The organism is Porcipelethomonas ammoniilytica (genome assembly GCF_025567485.1).
GTDB lineage: Bacteria > Bacillota > Clostridia > Oscillospirales > Ruminococcaceae > Porcipelethomonas > Porcipelethomonas ammoniilytica.
In genome coordinates this window covers 13,853-32,081 of record NZ_JAOQKH010000013.1, presented here as the reverse complement: position 1 = coordinate 32,081, position 18,229 = coordinate 13,853, and the positions used below count along the sequence as shown (strand labels likewise).

At 39.0% G+C, this 18,229-nt stretch carries 16 protein-coding genes; 5 read left to right on the top strand and 11 right to left on the bottom strand.

What is annotated here, in order from left to right:
• Positions 1 to 129: 129 nt before the first annotated feature.
• The 6 genes from OCV67_RS09890 to OCV67_RS09865 form a co-directional block, all read right to left on the bottom strand.
• Positions 130 to 1,026: a hypothetical protein gene (locus OCV67_RS09890; protein WP_147643821.1), complete on the bottom strand. Its 897-nt coding sequence runs from the start codon at positions 1,024 to 1,026 to the stop codon at positions 130 to 132.
• A gap of 96 nt (positions 1,027 to 1,122) precedes the next feature.
• The gene (locus OCV67_RS09885; protein ID WP_147643820.1) at positions 1,123 to 1,857 is read right to left on the bottom strand and encodes a hypothetical protein; all 735 of its coding nucleotides are present in this window, start codon (positions 1,855 to 1,857) and stop codon (positions 1,123 to 1,125) included.
• A gap of 355 nt (positions 1,858 to 2,212) precedes the next feature.
• On the bottom strand, positions 2,213 to 3,187 hold the full coding sequence (locus tag OCV67_RS09880) for a zinc ribbon domain-containing protein (protein ID WP_147643819.1): 975 nt from the start codon (positions 3,185 to 3,187) through the stop codon (positions 2,213 to 2,215).
• A gap of 62 nt (positions 3,188 to 3,249) precedes the next feature.
• Positions 3,250 to 4,203 (bottom strand): zinc ribbon domain-containing protein, encoded by a 954-nt coding sequence (locus tag OCV67_RS09875; RefSeq protein WP_147643818.1) that lies wholly within the window; start codon positions 4,201 to 4,203, stop codon positions 3,250 to 3,252.
• A gap of 57 nt (positions 4,204 to 4,260) precedes the next feature.
• On the bottom strand, positions 4,261 to 6,159 hold the full coding sequence (locus tag OCV67_RS09870) for an RNA polymerase sigma factor (protein WP_262644517.1): 1,899 nt from the start codon (positions 6,157 to 6,159) through the stop codon (positions 4,261 to 4,263).
• Positions 6,160 to 6,326: 167 nt separating this feature from the next.
• Positions 6,327 to 6,500: a hypothetical protein gene (locus OCV67_RS09865; protein WP_178085085.1), complete on the bottom strand. Its 174-nt coding sequence runs from the start codon at positions 6,498 to 6,500 to the stop codon at positions 6,327 to 6,329.
• 239 nt (positions 6,501 to 6,739) lie between these two features.
• Here OCV67_RS09865 and OCV67_RS09860 point away from each other — a divergent pair, with 239 nt between their 5' ends.
• Together OCV67_RS09860 and OCV67_RS09855 are read left to right on the top strand one after the other, a co-directional pair.
• Complete coding sequence (locus OCV67_RS09860) at positions 6,740 to 7,099, top strand: helix-turn-helix domain-containing protein (RefSeq protein WP_147643816.1); 360 nt, start codon at positions 6,740 to 6,742, stop codon at positions 7,097 to 7,099.
• A gap of 1,481 nt (positions 7,100 to 8,580) precedes the next feature.
• Positions 8,581 to 8,808, top strand: a complete 228-nt coding sequence (locus OCV67_RS09855) for a helix-turn-helix domain-containing protein (RefSeq protein ID WP_178085084.1) — start codon at positions 8,581 to 8,583, stop codon at positions 8,806 to 8,808.
• Between the two features lie 838 nt (positions 8,809 to 9,646).
• Here OCV67_RS09855 and OCV67_RS09850 read toward each other — a convergent pair.
• From OCV67_RS09850 to OCV67_RS09830, 5 genes are read right to left on the bottom strand one after another with little or no spacing between them, the layout of a single operon-like run.
• The gene (locus OCV67_RS09850) at positions 9,647 to 10,315 is read right to left on the bottom strand and encodes an MAE_28990/MAE_18760 family HEPN-like nuclease (protein ID WP_178085083.1); all 669 of its coding nucleotides are present in this window, start codon (positions 10,313 to 10,315) and stop codon (positions 9,647 to 9,649) included.
• Positions 10,312 to 11,412, bottom strand: a complete 1,101-nt coding sequence (locus tag OCV67_RS09845; protein ID WP_147643814.1) for a DUF262 domain-containing protein — start codon at positions 11,410 to 11,412, stop codon at positions 10,312 to 10,314. Before OCV67_RS09845 ends, OCV67_RS09850 begins: the two co-directional genes overlap by 4 nt.
• A 30-nt stretch (positions 11,413 to 11,442) precedes the next feature.
• The gene (locus OCV67_RS09840) at positions 11,443 to 12,102 is read right to left on the bottom strand and encodes a GIY-YIG nuclease family protein (protein WP_147643813.1); all 660 of its coding nucleotides are present in this window, start codon (positions 12,100 to 12,102) and stop codon (positions 11,443 to 11,445) included.
• 5 nt (positions 12,103 to 12,107) lie between these two features.
• The gene (locus tag OCV67_RS09835; protein WP_147643812.1) at positions 12,108 to 13,736 is read right to left on the bottom strand and encodes an N-6 DNA methylase; all 1,629 of its coding nucleotides are present in this window, start codon (positions 13,734 to 13,736) and stop codon (positions 12,108 to 12,110) included.
• A gap of 14 nt (positions 13,737 to 13,750) precedes the next feature.
• Positions 13,751 to 16,738: an Eco57I restriction-modification methylase domain-containing protein gene (locus OCV67_RS09830; protein WP_147643811.1), complete on the bottom strand. Its 2,988-nt coding sequence runs from the start codon at positions 16,736 to 16,738 to the stop codon at positions 13,751 to 13,753.
• A 102-nt stretch (positions 16,739 to 16,840) separates the two neighbouring features.
• Between OCV67_RS09830 and OCV67_RS09825 the strand changes: the two genes are divergently transcribed.
• The 3 genes from OCV67_RS09825 to OCV67_RS09815 are packed head-to-tail and all read left to right on the top strand — an operon-like array spanning position 16,841 to position 18,139.
• Positions 16,841 to 17,266 (top strand): hypothetical protein, encoded by a 426-nt coding sequence (locus OCV67_RS09825; protein WP_147643810.1) that lies wholly within the window; start codon positions 16,841 to 16,843, stop codon positions 17,264 to 17,266.
• A 16-nt stretch (positions 17,267 to 17,282) separates the two neighbouring features.
• Positions 17,283 to 18,023, top strand: a complete 741-nt coding sequence (locus OCV67_RS09820) for a prolipoprotein diacylglyceryl transferase (protein ID WP_147643809.1) — start codon at positions 17,283 to 17,285, stop codon at positions 18,021 to 18,023.
• Positions 18,020 to 18,139, top strand: coding sequence for a DnaJ domain-containing protein (locus OCV67_RS09815; RefSeq protein WP_147643808.1), 120 nt, complete (start codon positions 18,020 to 18,022; stop codon positions 18,137 to 18,139). The genes OCV67_RS09820 and OCV67_RS09815 overlap by 4 nt, the downstream gene beginning before the upstream one ends.
• The last annotated feature ends 90 nt before the right edge of the window (positions 18,140 to 18,229 follow it).

The window sequence follows — 18,229 nt, the reverse complement described above, 5'->3', positions numbered from 1 at the left end:
GAGCAGGATTTTTTCTGTGAAAGCCTGCTTCTTCAGAGTTTTCAGCTTGTTGTTCTGAGATATAAAAATAACAGCAGCATCAGATATATCCGATGTTGCTGTTATTTATTTGCAATGACGCAACAGGCGTTAACCTGTTGCGCCGCATTCTGTGCATTCCTTGTGGTCATAGACCTGCTTTGTGCCGACTTTGACTTTTTCTGTTCCAACTTGTACTTTTTCAGTTCCGGTCTGGACTTTCTTTGTACCTGTCTGTACTTTTTCGGTTCCGACCTGTACTTTTTCATAGTGGTCAATGACATCTCTGGTTTTGAATCCGCCACAGTTAACATAATGGTCGGGGTCCCAGAATATATAGTCTGCCCAGTCCGACCATGAGTATGTTCCGCCTGATGCGATGTACTCTCTGTATTCAACTGTCATATCTCTGCCACAGTAGCAGAAGTCGTGTCTTTGATATATAGGTTCTTCTTCATATACAGGCTTGTTTTCATACACAGGTTCTTCTTTGTATACAGGTCTGTTCTCGTAGACAGGTCTTTCTTCATATACGTCCTCAGTTCTGTAGACGTTCTTCCAGTGGTGCTGATGTTTAGTCGTTTCAGGCTGTGACGGAGCAGGCGTAGGCGTCTGCGTTGCAGGTTTCTCTGTTGCAGGAGCAGGGGACTGCGTCTCAGGCTTTTTCGTTTCCGAGCTGTCTGATTTTGAGCTGTCGGAGTCAACAGGAGCGATAACAGGAACGTCGCCGGGCTTCTTAGTGGTAGTCGTCTTGGAATCAGACTGACTGCCGCTGTCGCTCTCAGAGGTTGTCTTCGTGGTCGTAGACGTTTTAGAGCTGCTGTCTGACGATGTGCTTGTGGACTCTGTTTCATCGTCTGTGGTTGTGCTCTCAGCGACATAGCTTGAGTTGTCGTCGGGCAGTGTGTAGCTGTCATTGTTATCTACATTGCCGCAGCCTGTGAACGCTGCCATCACAGTCGTACAGGCGACTGCGATGACTAAAATTTTTCTTGTAGTTTCTTTCATGATAAGTTCCTTCTTTCTGTTAATATTTTTATTTATTTCGTTCAGTTCGGGGTCGTGATTATAATATTCTGTTGTCAAGATGCCAAATAAGTATTTTTATGCGTTGACTTGTGAATTGCTGACGCAGATCTTTCCCGATTCGGGGACTGCAAGAGCGTCCGTGTCACAACCAAGCATTCTGACAACGGGGCGAACAAAGTAATAGCCGGACTGGTCGTTGCCTGCGATAATAGGAACAAGTATATAATCGCCGTTTTCGATATATGCGTAAGTAAAATATGTTACCTCCTCAACACCGGGTGTGTAGATTTCAGCCTCTTCAATATCTGTATCTGCACTGTCAGCTAACTGCACATAATAATTTTCGCTTTCGGTGTTAAATTCCATGGCATAAAATCCGTCAATTTCCTGTAGCGACCCCGGCTGTGAGAATGTAATAGGATATAATTTTCCCATGTCGAGTTCAGCCTCGATATTATCGTAACAAAGCTCAGTTACTTTAGCGTTACCGGAATTGTCAATCGCCTTTACGTTCTCAACATATGTCGGCAAAGCCTTACCGTCGTCGGATATAAACGGGAACAGTGTCTTTAATTCTTCGGGAATTTCAGCCGTTACATCGGTTTCAGGAACATCGGACGTTATGTCAGCTTCGGGAACGTCTGTATTTTCTGCCGGCTCGTCCTCCTGTGTGACGGATTCCGAAGCCGCCGATGTTTCCGCTCTGGACTGAGCTTTTGAGTCCTCCTCCGTTTTCGAGCCACAGCCTGCCAAACCCATAGCAGACATAACTGCCGCCAGTGCGATGATCAATACCTTTTTGTTTTTCATAATGAATTCCTCCTAAAAATTTCCGGTGTATTTTTTGCAGTGAATGTGATATTTTTGCGATTCGGCTCTTACGCTTTCGGCTTTCTGAATCCGAAGTACAAGAGAACAATGGCGATAGCCAGTGGGATTCCGTAAAACAATATCATAACAAACAATTTTATGAACAAGGTCCACTCAAAGAAGATATGCCATTTTCGGTCATAAAGCATATGAAAAGATAAAGATCAAATAGAATCAACACTATACCCACTATCCTCATTACCATTTTCGCTATTTTTGTTTTCATAATGAATTCCTCCTAAAAAATAATTTTTTGTTTTATCAATTGATCGGCGAACCGATAACCAACTGAATATTATGATGGGTCAACAAGTACGCCCTCTGCGTCCAGTCCGTCCAATGTTAGGAACAGACCGTCTCCTCTGTACCAGTAATAACAGTAGTCATTTCCGGAAACTGAGGTTAACCCGGTATAAGTCGAATCATATACAGTAGCCGTAGTCTGAGGGTTTGCATACAAAAAATCTATCTGATCGGTATAACTCTCTCTGTTTTCATCTCTATAGTTAATGCCAACAGCCTCGCTCTCAACGCTGTTTCCGGTATCGTCAGTGAAAACGCCGATTGTAATCGGTCTGTCCTCATACTTCGCAGTGTATTTTTCCTTTACCGCTTGCACTATTTCATCGTCATTCATTTTAGCAACATCTTTAAAGCTTAACGACCGACCTTCATATCTGGACATTTTGCCATCCTCAATAATATATATTTCACGGCAAGGTTCGTCTTTTCCGGGCATAGCGGAATATGATGTCTCATCTTCTCCGCCTTTGTCAAATGTTTGTTCTCTCATATAATACAGAATCACACGATTTTCGCTTCTGAAATATTCACTGATAGTATAAACTCCAGTTTTATTCACTCCCTCAGGTTCGTCTGCTTTATCGTTGTCTTTCTCAGCGCCCCCGACTTTTTCCGCTTTTACCGAACTATGCGTTTGCACAGATTCGGATTTTTTATCTCCGCTGTCGCCCGAACCTACCGCAATAGCAATACCTGCCGTCAGAACAACGACAACAGCCGCTATGATTCCCACCAGCTTTTTGGATATGCCCTTTTTAACTGCGCTCGGCGCTTGCACGGCGCTAACGGACAAACCGCACTTAGCACAGAACATTGCGCCCTCATTCAATTCATTTCCGCATTTTGCACAGCGGCGGACTTTGTTCTGCCCTCTGCCCACAACAGGCGAACCGCACTTATTACAGAACATTGCGCCGTCGTTTAATTCGTTTCCGCAGTTCTCACAACGAATACAGGTCTTATTCATAATAATTTCCTCCTAAAAATTTTAGTGTTATTAATCAATCGGCAAACCGATAAATAATTAAATCACCTGTAAAGTCGTTCTCGTATCACCTGCGTGTTTTCTTCAACCGCAGAAGCAACTCCGTGTACTGCGGAAGTGTTGTCATTGACCGCAGCCGTATTCTGGTGCACTGCGCTGAGCACCTGTCCCTGCATGATAACGGAACCAAGCGTAAGCAGGTTGTTGAGATCCTGCTTTTTCAGCATAGATTCCTGATTCCTCTCCACTCTTTCGCGATGCAGATATTCCTCGTAAAGGTTTATCGCTTCTTTTAAAGTATCCGCACGGTAATTTACAACACTGTCCAGAAAGAATTCCGTCGCCTCAATGTAGCAGTAATTCTGCGGATACCACGTCATCACTGTATTCTGATACCTCAGCTGAATCTCATGCAGTCTGCGGTTAAGCTCGTCCGCTTGCTGACGAATCGATTGATTGTACTCCGCAATCTTCTGATTCGCCTGTATGATCTCGACATTCTTGTGCCGAATCTTCTCGTTTATCTTAGGAATGATATTTTTGTTGAAATACACCCCTACGACTATGCCGAGAGCAATCGGAATTATTCCACTGATAACATAATAAAACAGCTGCACCAACAAAGGCATATTATTCGTACTTCCGAAGCCGTTCAAAATCATACGGCAGATCGAGCCAAGAATTGCCTTACCTATCAAAAATCCCACAAATCCTACCGCCGCTGAAAAAAGGACTTTCAGACCGCCCGTAATTTCATTGGAAGGATTTCTGCCGGTCGTCTGCTTACGAATCGTTGCAGCGCTACTTTCCTTGAGCGCCGTCGCCTGTTTCATCAGGTATATCGCATTCTGTAATCCGCTTATAAGGTCTTCCCTCGTCTGTATACCTGTTCGAGCGGAGTTGGGCTTGCTCTGTGCATTTGCGCTTATCGGAGTTCCGCACTTGCTACAGAATTTTGATTCTTCGTTCATTTCATTTCCACATTGTCTGCAAAACATAATAAATTCCTCCTGAAAATTTTAATGTTACTAATCAATCGGCGAACCTATTAATAATCACTTGCCCCCGAGATAATATCCCATTGTGCTTTTCGGATTTATTTCGCTCAGATCAAATTGGTGAACGCCTGCGTCATTGTCAACGGTCACATTGTTAAGTCCGACCTGCGCCTTTTCGACATCGGTAAGTGCAAAGGCTATATGCCTTTTCTCCCCGTCGATAGTCACATCGACAGAAGCGTCATATGTCGTGAAAGTAGCGTAAGCCATGTCGAAATCGCATACCTCTTTCAGCTCGTTGTAGGTCATTCCGATGGTTATCTTGTCGTTAAGCTTTCCTCCCTCAGTCACATTGATAATATCAACTTTATCGGGATCGTCATAGCATCCAAACTCACAGTACGGTAACTTCGACGGACTTTTGTACGAAAGAATATGTTCTTGTCCTCCGGAAATCTGACCGGCTTCGTATTCTCCCTCAAAATAATCGTTTATAAGCTCGTCCCTGCTCATGCCTATGAATTTGTTGAGATTATCGGAGCTTTCAGACTTTTCGGTTTTTTCTTCTTCCTTAGGTTTTTCGCTGACATAGTCGTCGATCAATTCGGTAACGTCGTCGGGAACCAGCGATTCGCCTGTATAGGAGCTGCCTATAAGAGTTATCTGAGGCAAGACCTTGTACGATTTTTCTTTTTCGTAGCTGCCAAGGTTGTCGGCTGATACGTCGGACTCCTTAGCAGATTGTAATTCGCCGTCGGAGATTCTGATTTTATAGTACGTCGTAGTGCCATTGAATGAATCGAACTCCGTTACCGCAAATTGTTCGCTATCTGAAAATTCGCCGATATTTCCCATATTAAGACCAAAATTGGAGAGTTCGTATGCCTTGCTGCCGTCCCATGAATAAACGATGCAGACTTTATTCCTGAAATAATCTCCCGTATCGTTTGCAAGGAATATCAGTTCGGGTACGGCGTCATGGTCTATATCATATAGAGCGTATGACAGCAAATCGGGCAAGGAACTTCCCGAATAAAGGTGATAATCAAGACTTTCATATCCGTTCACCAGTTCTCTGTATGCTTCTCTCCAGCCCTCCTCGGGTTCCGGTTCGGCTTCCGAAAATTCATCGGTAACGCTTTCCGCTTCGCTTGTAACGGCAGCTTTTGTTTCGCTTGCGACAGAACTTGTCACATCGGAATTCTCAGCGGATGTATCAGCTGTAGTATCCGAAACGGACGAATCGGCAATAGTCGGCTCTGCGTCGTCCTCGCCGTTTATCAAGTGAACAGCCGCCGCGATTCCCGCAACTGCCGCCGCACCGCAGATCAATCCTATAATAATTTTTGTTCTTACCGCAGAATGAGCCGCGCCTTTGGTAGCATTTGCCGCATGATATGCCCCTGACCCGTGAACGGCATTGGCAACTTCTTTATAAATATTTTCAAAGCCTATATCCTTTACAGGCGTATTTGTTTCCATATCGTTCAGGCAGCGCATAATAAACGGTCCGATAACAACAACTTTAAATTCATAACCTTTATTTTCCAGACGCTCGATTTCGGCTCTGATACGGTTACGTGCAAGGCGCAGCCTGCTTTTTACCGTGTTTTCCGAAACTCCTAATTCCTCCGCAATATCCCGAACCGACATTTCATCATAATAGTACATCAATACGCAAAGACGCTGTTCTTCGGGTAATTCTTCAATAATTTGACGTACAATGCGGTTTATATCCTCGTCTTCAGAATATATCTGAGGATTGTTTGCGTATCTGTCATCAGGCAATTCTTCCTCAAAGCCCTCTCCGTAAACGTCCTCTAAAAACATAGGGTTTCGGCGTTTCAAATAATCCAGACACTTATTTGCAACTATTTTATTAAACCACTTATCAAATTTTTTTGGTTCGGCGATTGTGTACAGATTTGCAAACGCCTTTATGTAGCAATCGTGCAGAATGTCAACCGCACTGTCTTCATTTTACGTCATTCTGTAAGCTACGAAGTATGCCGACTTATACGTTGCCGTGTACAGAGCCGACAAAGCCTCCTTATTCTTCAGAATAGCCTGAGCCGTAAGGAACTCATAATCGGGGGTAATGTCTGAGGAACAATATCGGCACCTCAGCGAGTAATCCGAAATTTCTTTACCGCATTTTTCACAATACATTTATTTCTGTCCTTTCCTGAAAATATTTTTAATAGTGTTCTTCGTTGTCTTCCTAAAGCTTTTTTCGGAGTTTTAAGCTCCTTTGACCATTCATATAGAATATCATGAATGTATTTATATTCGTCCATTATATCGCCTCCATTAAGTAAGACGATTGAGAAAATCATCAGGTTCACTGATTTTGAAAAATTTTTCGAGAAATTACTACATAAAATATAAAAAACATAAAAGATGATTATTTTTCAACATTTTTCTCGTTGAGTTTCTTTTATAGCTACTATTATAGCATAAAGTTGCCAGAATATCAAGTGACGAATGATATAATTTCCATAAAAGAAATTTATCATTTATAACGAGGTGAATCAAAATGTTTGATTTTGGAGAAAGATTGAAAGAACTGCGCAAAGATAAAAACTGGACTCAGCAGCAGCTTGCCAATAAAATAGAATTGAGTAAAACAGTTATAAGCAAATATGAAAATAACATTCAGATGCCTACTCTCGATACGCTCATAAAGCTTGCGGCAATCTTTAACGTATCCATGGATTACATGACGGGTCTTGAAAAGTCTCAGACCATATCATTAGTGGGTCTTACAGCGGAGCAATCGGAAATAATCAGCGGACTTGCGAAAATATTTCAGAATAAAGGGATAAGCCGTCAAATGAATTTTTCTTCCGAGCAATATGAAATTATCGGAAAAATAATTGTTGAATTCTCAAGATAGTCGCTGAACTTTTTAAGCGTTTCTTTAGTATCTGTTTTAGTAATGCGCTCGTCCGCCATTGGCGGAATTAAATATTTATCATAAATATTTATGATTTTTTCAGATGTCATTGCTCAAAAATATATGCGGCTGTGCCGCAGGTTGGACACCCGCAGAAGCGTCCTGCGGACGGTTCAAGGGCAAGGAGCGACAGCTCCGCAGTAAGGGCTTTCGGAGCGCAGCGGAGAAAGTGGCTTCGACAGCGAGACAGTGTCGTCGGCTATGCCGACCGCAACGGAGTGAAACGACGGTGCGTTAACACCCCTTATGCCCTTGTTAGTTTCGACCATAGAAAAATGAAATCTTGGGGCGAAACGTCAAAAAAGTACGCAGAATGGGAGCGAAAGCGAGTATACTGAGAAGCGTTTTTCGGGTTATTTTCAGTATGCTGGAGTATACTTTGTATACTCTATCGTAGAAATCGCCGTAAATTCGGGATTTTGTTTTCAAAAAAGTATACTCAAAATCACGTTGTTTGACGCGCAGTATACTGACGTTGTAAACGGCAGTTTTTCAGTATGCCGGAGTATATTTTATTGCAGTTCGGCATACTGTTGGGAAGCCGTCAGGCTGACTCAGGCGGAGCGTAATTCAGAATATATTTTGCGGCAACAGACGCGCGTCAGTATTGCTGCATGACGCAGTTCGGGGTGTTATTCAGAAATCTTTCCGATGGTCTTTTCATGGTCATAATTTGACCGGAAAGAGTCCACGATTTTAAGATAATTTTATTGCGTAATGCCGCTGCAGTCAGCAGAAAAATATCTTTGCTGCTATAACAAAAGGCTCTGTCCGGGATAGCGTCAGAGCGGAATATTATATAGAGATTCTGACGCATTGGTGCGTAAAAAATAAGAATGACGCAGCTGTGCTGCAGCATGGCATGGTCTTTCTTTGGTCTTGCATGAGACCAGAAAAAGTCCATGTGATTAAGTGAAAATATGAAGTGATTTCATTGTAAGTGGTCTTAAAAGATGATTACTTTGGGCTTTGGAAAGACCTGATATTATAACTGGTTCTTTTCGTGTCATTTTTGGGTCGCTGAATGGTCTTGTTGGGGGACTGAAATAGTCCACTTATGAATATGATGTTGTGTAAGTGGTCGTTTTAGTGTCGGGGGAGAGCCTTATATCAGACCAGTTATGATTCAGTATATTAAATATGGTCTCTTTAAGGTATTGGAATGGTCTTTGTTCGGGTTTAAAATGGATGCGGAATGGGCTTTGATGAACGAATCATGTGAGGCTGTTATGATAAATGGCTTGATTCACGCCCGTTTAAGACCCCATGCAGGGCAGAAAACAGACCCTTTTTAGCGAAGTCGTGGTCAACAGAACTATGAGTTTTTATTCACTATTAATCATATGCATCAAAATATCTGATTTTAAGATAAAAGTCAACATCTGATAATCAGATATTGTATAATGATATTGGTTATGTATATGATTTATGAAAATATCCGAAATCTCCGTGAAGATAATGATAAGAAACAACGTGAGCTGGCAGAATATCTGTATGTAAGTCAAAACACATACAGTAAATATGAGAACGGAGTTCTCTCACTTTCTCCCGAAACTCTTATAAAGCTTGCTGAGTTTTACAATACAAGTATTGATTATCTTCTCGGACTGACAAATGAAAAAAAGCCATATAAAAGGGTAAAAAAATAAGACGGCAACCTTAGTCATTTTAAGGTTGCCGTCTTTTATATCAGCATAAAATATTTGGAACAATGCCCTTTTTCAGTTCGTAATTAGTTGCATTAATTGGCTTAAGTTAGATTTAAGACCTCACAAAAAGCCCGTAAATGCGTTGTTTTATTCGTTACCGTTCGGTATCGGCTTTATCGTGGGGAATTTAATACCCAATTTTCCATGTCCCTTTATTTTTTATTATATCCCGATTTTTCGCTATTTCACTGCACTCCTGTTCGCTCATATTTGCACATAACTTGCCGTACAACACACTAAAGATGGTGTAAGTTTGGTGTGGAATGGTGTGAAAATAAGCTTCACAAAATCAGCTTTGAATTTTAATTGAGATATAAAACGCACAGGTACAAAGCACATAAAGATAGCTACTATCTCCTTCTCAAAAGTGAGGTCTTCATTTGCAATATATCCAACAAATCGGGATATGGTAATGAAATATTACGATCAACTATTTTCGATCACATATAAAAACATTTATCCAAACTCAAAACAGGGGTGAAGGGGTGTATCTGTTATCTGTTCAGGCGTAATAATACAGCCCACTAACGCACTGTTTTTTTATTCGGCGGGCTTGCCTACCTTATAGCTATATAAAAATGAGAGCCTAAAAACTGTGATTGCTCCAGATCGAGAGATGGAAGCAGTCTGATAAGGAGTATAAGACCGATTTTCTCGCAGAAGTTTTAAAGAAAGCCGTTGGGCTTAAAACCATCTTGTTTATATGATGAAAGAAGTTATCTTGGAGTGTATGGTTTGTATTTGAGAATGACGGTTGTGCTTTATGGGACAGTTGTTTTTATATGGACGGTTCTTCATTTTCTGCAAGATATATATTTAAGCAAGCGGCATTCAACACTTGGACAGAAAAATGATTGATTAAATCAAATATTATATCATGGATTTCATTATAACGTTTTTCATCTAAATCTATATTTTCAAGCCGTTCTCCATGTGCTATGTTATTTCTCATATTTAATAATACCTCGTCAATCATCTTATAAGATTGCTCATAATAATCTGTTTTTAATCCTATAGTACACATTATTTCATTAAAAATAGCAGAATTTAAATTACTGTTGGTTGAGATTATTTTTTCTGTTGGTATTTGAGAAGGTTCATTACTAATTTCAAATATACTATTTATTATTGCAGTTTGCAACGTGGTTTTATTTGTTTCTTCAAATTGCAATAGTTTTTGTTTAAGCGTAACTGCTAAAAAATTATTCTTTAATTTATTATATGGCACTTTTTGAAAAGAAACATAAACAAGATAATAGTATGCAATGTTTTTAATAGCACCTTCCCAATGAGCATATAACAATGCTATGCCAGCACGAAGTGCTGTTTCTTTTGCAAATGATCTAGAACTTTGAATATTGCTTTTCAGTGCAGATAGTTCTTTTTTTCTCCAAGCCATCTCTGAATCAATGGCATCTTGTAAATTATTTATTGTGCGTATTTTCATGGCTTAAAATATTCGATTCCAAATTCAGATAAATCTTTATATCTGGGAATTGCTCTTACGCCAGGAATAGTATTTTTTTTGAACACTTCCTCTTCGTACATTTTTTTGACTTTTTCTTTAATCCAATCATTTCTGTCATCACGTGACATAATTTCTGAGATATTAATGAAAACTCCTGTAGCAATGACCTGAAAAGCTGATGCTAAAACCGGACCCTGATATTTATTGTTAGAATACTTTTTGAATGTGTTTTCACCTAATAAGCCATATAGCAAATTAAATGTAGTTGTAAATCTTTCTTTAATTGCTTCATAATCCAAATCATTTTCACAAAGACCTATTGTCTCTTTGTCTAATAATTCTGAAAACTCCTGATATTGGGATATTTTAGACCAATTAATATGTTCTGCAATTAATAGTCGAAGTAAAAGTTCCATTCTATACTGTTCATCGGTTTTGCGATCTGAGATTGGTAAGCAATTTCTATATGATTCGCTCATCTCAAGCTCAGTAACAAATTCATAAAAACACTTATTAGTCATTATCATCAGACAATTTCTGACTTCCTGATCACTAAGCAAAGAGCCACCTGTATTTAATCTCTGAAAAAGTTCATACTTTGTGTTGGGATCACTTTCTTTTTTCATTATAATAATATCGATTCGGGAACGTTTGAAAAAAAGCTGTTGCTCTTTTGTAAAACTTAGCTCCTTTGAATCACCATTCCACTGAACTCCCGCAAATGAAGGTAAATAATCAGTTCTTTGCAATGTTAGAGGGGGCAATAGGTTGTCGTTTTCATCTCTAAAAACGCCAACGAACTGGAAAATAGTTGAAAGCCGCTGAACTCCATCAATCACATCCCAAATGCCATCTTCGTTTTGACTTACAAAAATAGAAGGGATAGGAATATTCAGCATAATCGATTCAATTAGTTTGGTTTTTTGGTATTCACTCCATCTAAAAACTCTTTGGAATTCAGGGTGAATATCCATTTCGCCATCCCTATATAGGTTTATTAATTCGCCAATGGACATTTGATATGATTCTCTAAAAATTTTACTTGAACGTGCGGTTATTTCATCCTGTAAAGACATAACATCTTCTTCCTTTCTTGTGTATAATTATTATACTCCCAGCCTATGTCTGATATCATTCAAAAACTCTCCCTTATATTTGAAAAACCTTGGTCCAGCAATTGAATACTTTATGCCCGTTAGGAGTTTTGCAAGAGCGGTCATGGACATAATTTCCCCATTATATTCCACGTACCTATCATCAACTACAATTGCAGTAATACTGGGATTATCACAGAACTCTATCTTAGCACCAATAGGAATCTGGCATTTACTAAATGAGAAGTTAGATGATCTTTCAGCGCTTTCTGTATCAATATCCTTTGCTGTTTCTTCGTCTTGCTGCTCTGCTTCATTTGGTCGTACCAACTTGAGTTTGTCCGAACAATTATTTATCTCAGCTATGGCTTCTAAGATGGAATAGGCATCTTCGGGAGACATAGCATAAAATTCTCTCACACGCTGCTTGCCGTTGAAGCTCTCAACAGACCTAAGATTAGGATTGAGCTTGTCAATAATGGAATGGATTTTTAAGTCAGATAGTCGAGAGCTAACTTCATAGGTTGCGTAAACTCTAAACGCAAAGGGAATACACTCGCTTCTATTGAGTTGTTTGAGTCTTTTATCAATATCATCGGCATAGCCTATCTTTACATACTCAGGAAATGAGGGATTTGTGAGTATATATATTACGCCATTTTTCTCACTCATAATTATTACTCTCCTCTCCCAAGTCTACGCTTCTGCATTTTTTTCCATATATTACGACAAGTAGTGCAGACTTCTTTATTAACACCTAACACTTCAACAAGCAACTTCTGATCCACAAGATCAAGAGCTTTTTCTATATCTTCGTCCTTGCGAACTATGGAATCAATCTGCTTTAATAATTCAATTCTTAGCTTGTTACCTATATTATCAATAATCGGCAACATTATATTACCGACTTCCCCGGGGAGAATCTCAAGCACCCCACCGCCATAGCTTCTTCCGCAAATCTCGGTGAATGCAAATGAGATGCTATTATAATATGATAAAAGGACATTCTCAACATTTACACCTTTATTAAACTTAATTCGATGCATTGTATCAGTAGATACAGCATTGCATCGGTTTAGCACAAACTTGGGATAAAGATTATTTCTTCTGAGGAAAAAAGCATCGGGTATCCATACTGACGGTACAATATACCACCTATCACGAATAGAGCATTTGTATCCTTTGTGTTCTTCGTTTTTCTCTCCAAGCTCTATATATTCCTTGTGTTTATCAGGATACTCTTCATAGGGCGTATCAGGAAAGCTGATAAGCATTGCTCGTTTATTGGCGTTAATATTCTCCTGCCAATCATTATTCGTAAAGTAGATACCATGAGCGTGGGAGCTTCTTCCGATAAGTGGGAGTGTAACCGAAGATAAATCATATTTCTCGGTGGTTTCTTTATCAACAGAAAAAAAAGTATTGTTTCCTGTTGTTATGCCAATATTAATAAGAGCTAAGTCTGAAAACTTCTTAAATCTCTTATCATCACGAATTGATTGGATAACTTTTATTTCTTCTGCTGATACAAAGTACTGAGTCCATTTTTCCTTAACGTGCTTCAATTTCTGAAATCCATTGGAATTAAGGTCAAGTTTCTTAAAATCTTCAAGATTACTTAGTTCGATTATTTTTATGCCTTTTTCTTCCTCGCCTTTTTCGCCAATAAACACAAGTACCTCCTGTTCAATGTCAGGAAAAACAAGCTGTTCAAAGGTAAGTAAAGTAATTTTTGAAAGTTGATTAGAGAGGAAGAGCCGAAGATCCTCAGCATATGCCACTTGGAGTATTTCAGCAGGAATAACAAATGCTATCTTTCCGTTATCAGAAAGAAGCTGAACGCAGGCAACCAAAAAAGCGACCCATGCATTAATCAGTTTGTTTGACTTCATTCCATGAGATGTGAGTATGCTTGACTGTATCTCACGCTGTTCTTCTGTAAGATACTGATAGCGAATATAGGGAGGATTGCCCAGAATGAGATCATAGGTGTGTTTTCCATAAACTTGCTGATAAAAGTCTAAAAAATCTTCGTTTAGTACATGAACGTTATCATTATCTATGTAGTTGATGCTGACTTTTTCTGCCTCATCAGGTTCTATTTCAACAGCAGTGACATTTGGTATGTTATTAAGCAGTTCCAATGATGCAAGGCTGTCAAGAAATACACCGTCACCACAGCTCGGCTCTAATACATTGGTTATGTTCTGTGACGCAACAAGATTCACCATTGCATTTGCAAGCGGCAATGGCGTATAGTATGCTCCTCTTAATTTCTGTTCGGAACTATCCTTTTTAAGTCTCATAATAATTACCTTCTTTAGAACTCTAACCTGTAAACACGGGAAATAAGGTCATCTATTTCCTTGATCAGAGATGCTTTCTGACGTACAAGTGTCGTTTCGATTTGTTTAGACGGCTTCTGGTCAAGCTTGTCATTGATAGCATACACCCCTCGACTTGCTTCAACAACTCTGTCATATAGAGCCTTTTGTTTTGAATCAGCAAAATTGAGTTTTACAAAAGGCAGAGAGGACAGCACAAATGTACCTCTTGAAATGAATCCGCCTTCAAAGTCGCTGCCGACAATATTGAATATCTTTTCTGTGTAGGGATTGGCAAGCCAAGCCTGAATATATTCCAATTCATATGGACTACCAACTTTTTTAGCAACTGCGCAATAGCCTGCCGTTCCACCGGAAGCAATAAGCATATCAGCATTATCCATAGCGTACATGGGGTTATCCTTAGACATGACCTTAACGATCAGCTTAGGAGTATTAATAAACGCCGTTAGTGCCTGCGTTCTGCCATACTGATACCAGGTTTCTGCCGTGGCATTTGTAACGTCTCTTATGCCAGAGTTTGATACGCACTTAGGAACTAACCTATCATAATAATCTAACAGATAAGCGTATGCTCCAGGATAATCTGACTTCATAATATCAATCGGTATCAGATGTCCTTCTCCGTCATAGGGGAATATTATCTTCTTATCTGTTGAAAGACTATCGTATGTTGTTAGTCCCTTTTCGGCTTTTTTAGTAGGTTTGAAATAAGGTTTCAATATCTTCTTCTCGATAGAATAAACCTTTTCTTCCTTTTTAACCGTTATAGTATCATCATCTTCGCTTATTATTTCTTCGCCTGAGAACCAATATATAGGCTGAGGTCTTTCGGCGCTTGTTTGAATACCATTGAATATCTCTGCAAAGCAATCAAGCGGAGCAGATACAGGCTCTATCTTCTTGAGTATCTCTAAAAATTCAAAATCAGATGTGAGCTTCCACGGAAGTTCGTCAAGCAATGAACAGCTAAGCTTGATACTGTCAGTAGGTTTACCAATCCACAAGTTATTCGCAGAATCTACGTTTGTGTATTTAAAACTATCCTGTGGTTTCTTCTGCATAAGAATGATAGAGCTGTAAATTGTCTTATCTTCAAAGAGCTGCGCTGCACCGAAATCATCAAGATTTACGAGATACTTTTCCTTTGCAATAAGTTCACGAAGTTTAGCGCCTGCACCGATTTTGAAGAACTTGTTAGGAATAATGTAGCAAACATAACCGTTATATTTTGTTTTCTGCAAAGCTCTTTCAAGGAAGATGAAATACTTGTCAAACTGCTTGTGTGATGTCTTATATTTCTTCTTGTAAATATCAAATTCGGGTGCAGGAATAAGAGAATGGATATCTTCAGTGGTAACATAGGGAGGATTGCCTACAATAGCATCAAAGCTGTTGACCGCAAGTTCGTCCCAATTAAACGGAACTATTTCCACAAGCTGTTCTTCTGTATATTTGATGCCTTTCAGCTCCGCATCGCTGACCAACGAATTACCGTGAAGAATATTGGTACTAAGATCAGGCAATATAGGTGTTACTGCTTTAACAGAGGGGGCAGTTTCATTCTCTATCAGCTTTATAAGCAAAGAGAATTTTGCTACCTCAACAGCGTGAATATCAATATCAATACCAAAGATGCAGGAACACAATATCTTCTTCTTTTCTTCAAGCGGAAGTTTGTATCCTCCATTGTCAATCTCAATTAGGTGTGTCTTATCATTTTCAAGATACCATTCTATGCAATATGACTGTAAATACTGGAACACTTCCTCTAGGAAAACACCTGAGCCACAAGCAATATCTGCAATGTGAAGCTCGCATACCTCGTCAGGTGTTTTGTCCTTGCAAAGACGAGAAAGTGTTTTTTCTACCATGTACTTGACTATTTCCGTAGGTGTAGTTACAACAGAACGATTAAGACAGTCCTTTTTTTGAGCCAATCCAATCTTACCGTTCTCAAGTACGGTAAGCTGTTCGGTCAGGAACATTTCATATATCTTACCGAGCATATTAGGCTCTATAATGCTGAAAATATACGGACTCTGCGGGTAATATAGTCCATTTATCATGTCAGCAATAACACTGTTGTTGAGATCAAAAATGATATAATCTCCGGAGAACATACCTGAGTTATACCTTTTATCAGCATCACGGAAAAGAGCTTCCAATTCTTTATGAAGCGTAGCAGGATCAGTGATAGTATCTTTCAACTTGTGATAAAGAGGAAGGTTCTTGTCCTCACATGTTCTGATAAATACTATCTGGTTGATAAATGCTTGAACAACATCATTCAAAACGTCAAGAGAAGTGTAGCGTCCGCCTTTTGAATACAGCTCATTACTTAAAGCAACTCGCCAATCATTGATCTGTTTGAGGAAGAGAATGTCTACTTGCTGTTTCTGACTTCCAGCACCGCTAAAAGTTTCGCTGAAATACTTATCATAATCACCGCTATATACAGAGTCTCTTGATACAAGTTTGGTTATCTCATCGAGTTTATCGACATATTCTGTGTACTTATAGATGCGGTAACGTGAAACAGAGCATTTATCATTATCATTTGGAACCGTTGTAGTATCATAAATAATGAAATACTCAAAATTCGTGAGAACGGCTATCTTGTGTTTTGCGTTCCAACCATATTTTCTCGTCTGCACAGCAGGTGAAGGATCTTTGCTGATGTCTACATGAGGCTTCTTGGCTTCAACAAAGAATTTTGATACACCCCTAAGCGTAAGAGAGTAATCAGGGCGGTCACTTGAACTTGCGTGATACTCAGCTATTACTTCTCTATACTGCGGAGCTAACCCCTTTTTATTTGTAACATCCCAACCTAGTATTTCAAGAAAAGGGTTAATGAACTCATCACGGCAGGAATGCTCGTTATAGCTTTCCTTCTTATATTCCTTTATGCTATCATCGAAACGTTTAACAAGCTGTTTCAGAGCATCTATTCTATCCATAGCAGTTTCCTCTCACATAAGTAAAAAACATATAAAATAACATATTTACTCATAATAATTATACCACATGAAGTAAGCTTTTGTCAATCATATGAAGCACGTTTGCTTGTAGCAAGCGGAATTGATGATACAACAGAGGTTGAATACACTAGTTGTGTAGGACCGGCCGGATGTCTTGGCTGCGGTTTAAATACCAGTTGTTGGCCTACCGAATGTTTATATGTTGAATTCTCTGATGATGACGTACAATATTCAGGAATAGTCTATTACTACGAGGATTGCGGTTGTATCGGAAATGGCCCTGTAATGTCATCAGGCAAATATGATTTAGGTACTGATTGCGGTTTCTTTAACTGCAATTGTCAAAAATACAATGAGCAGGTGACCAGTGATAAAACGCAAGCTTATACCGGACCATCTTGCGGTGGAATATCATGCAATAAAAAAACTGATGAAAGCAAGAACTTTAATAATAATATGCCCAGAAAGTTCCCGCATGGTTGTGTATCTGCATGCTATGATGAATAATTAGGAGGAATATAAAGTGTTTCCGTTAGTAAACATTACTATACCAAGTTATGTATTTTTCTCTACATTGGGCGCAATATCCGCAATAATTCTTCTGTTTTTTCGCATGGAACGATTTGACATAACTTTCAAGCAATTGCTTTTGTATATGTTTGTTTCGGTTATCACACTGCTTATTGGCAGCCGTTTGTTGTTTTTTCTGACTATGATTCCAGAAATCATCAGAGACTTTTCTGTAAACAAAATGCTTTATTATATGTTTAATGGCGGCATTGTTTTTTACGGCGGATTACTAGGAATGCTGTTTGGTATATGGCTTTGTACAAAAATAAAGCATGATGATAAAGGAAAGTTATTTAATTTTGTTGCACCCGCAATTCCTCTGTTTCATTTCTGGGGTAGAATTGGATGTTTCTTTGGAGGATGTTGTTATGGGGTAGAAAATAGTTGGGGATTCTCAATGGCTGCTTCACCTGAAGTGATACGTTTTCCTGTTCAGCTTTTTGAAAGTTTTTTTAACTTGCTTATTTTTATATCATTAATGATAATTTCAGAAAAATTTAAGTCTCAAAGACTTATTATAATCTATCTAATAGAATACTCTTGTTGCCGATTTGTATTGGAATTTTTTAGAGGTGATTCGGTAAGAGGAATATGGGGAGTATTATCTACTTCTCAAATAATATCCCTGATCATTTTATTCTTTTGCATAATACATATTATTAAATTCACCAAAAGGAAGAAACCCATAGGATGAAAGATTATTATAATATATTAGGGGTAAATGTGAACTCCCCTAATGAAGTTATTAAAGCAGCGTACAAGGCATTAGCAAAAAAATATCACCCCGATATTAGGTCGGTACTAATATAGAAATTTTTCAACAACTATTATGTAAAGGCCTATACAGCGGGCTATGAAACAAAACAGGCAAATACTTCATTGAGAGGTATCTGCCTGCTT

Excerpts from the sequence above, each read along its gene's own strand:
- OCV67_RS09890 (WP_147643821.1), bottom strand. The coding sequence starts at position 1,026 with ATGAAAGAAACTACAAGAAAAATTTTAGTCATCGCAGTCGCCTGTACG.
- OCV67_RS09885 (WP_147643820.1), bottom strand. The coding sequence starts at position 1,857 with ATGAAAAACAAAAAGGTATTGATCATCGCACTGGCGGCAGTTATGTCT.
- OCV67_RS09880 (WP_147643819.1), bottom strand. The coding sequence starts at position 3,187 with ATGAATAAGACCTGTATTCGTTGTGAGAACTGCGGAAACGAATTAAAC.
- OCV67_RS09875 (WP_147643818.1), bottom strand. The coding sequence starts at position 4,203 with ATGTTTTGCAGACAATGTGGAAATGAAATGAACGAAGAATCAAAATTC.
- OCV67_RS09865 (WP_178085085.1), bottom strand. The coding sequence starts at position 6,500 with ATGGACGAATATAAATACATTCATGATATTCTATATGAATGGTCAAAG.
- OCV67_RS09860 (WP_147643816.1), top strand. The coding sequence starts at position 6,740 with ATGTTTGATTTTGGAGAAAGATTGAAAGAACTGCGCAAAGATAAAAAC.
- OCV67_RS09855 (WP_178085084.1), top strand. The coding sequence starts at position 8,581 with ATGATTTATGAAAATATCCGAAATCTCCGTGAAGATAATGATAAGAAA.
- OCV67_RS09850 (WP_178085083.1), bottom strand. The coding sequence starts at position 10,315 with ATGAAAATACGCACAATAAATAATTTACAAGATGCCATTGATTCAGAG.
- OCV67_RS09845 (WP_147643814.1), bottom strand. The coding sequence starts at position 11,412 with ATGTCTTTACAGGATGAAATAACCGCACGTTCAAGTAAAATTTTTAGA.
- OCV67_RS09840 (WP_147643813.1), bottom strand. The coding sequence starts at position 12,102 with ATGAGTGAGAAAAATGGCGTAATATATATACTCACAAATCCCTCATTT.
- OCV67_RS09835 (WP_147643812.1), bottom strand. The coding sequence starts at position 13,736 with ATGAGACTTAAAAAGGATAGTTCCGAACAGAAATTAAGAGGAGCATAC.
- OCV67_RS09830 (WP_147643811.1), bottom strand. The coding sequence starts at position 16,738 with ATGGATAGAATAGATGCTCTGAAACAGCTTGTTAAACGTTTCGATGAT.
- OCV67_RS09815 (WP_147643808.1), top strand. The coding sequence starts at position 18,020 with ATGAAAGATTATTATAATATATTAGGGGTAAATGTGAACTCCCCTAAT.